The sequence below is a fragment of the Rhodococcus sp. P3_B8 genome, assembly GCF_056402775.1.
In genome coordinates, this window is record NZ_JBFUGT010000710.1 from 1 (window position 1) to 506 (window position 506).

General features: G+C 64.4%; 1 pseudogene. It reads left to right on the top strand.

Annotated elements, in window-relative coordinates:
* Nucleotides 1-7: 7 nt before the first annotated feature.
* Nucleotides 8-506 (top strand): annotated as a pseudogene (locus AC1D1G_RS45915) (SRPBCC family protein); the annotation flags it as partial.

The window sequence follows — 506 nt, forward strand, 5'->3', positions numbered from 1 at the left end:
ATCAGCGATGACCTCGAATCTCGACAGCGCGGCGAAGAAGCTGCGCCAGAACGTGTCCGGTGCGTCCGGTGAGGCCGCATCGCTGTCACCGCTGAAGAAGGCGGCGCAGGGCCTGCTCGGCACCGTGACCGACAAGGCGATGTCCACCGTGTCCGACAAGGTGCAGGGTGCGTCCGGCCGGCTCACCGACTACGCCGAGGGCGGCGGCGGCAGCCTGCTGTCCGCGGTCACCGGCAAAGAGCAGCAGGGTGACGGCAACGGGGACGAGAAGGGCGACGGCAAGTCACTGTTCTCCGGGCTGACCGACAAGGTGAAGGAGACGGCGTCGGATGTGAAGGACGCGGTCACCGGTGGTGGCGGTGGCGGTAAGGGCAAGAAGCTCAAGTTGACCAATATCGTCGAAACGATCGATGTCGGTGTCCCGGTCCAACTGGCGTATAACCAGTGGACCCAATTCGYCGACTTTCCCTCCTTCATGAAGAAGGTCGAGCGGGTGGAGCAGGAGG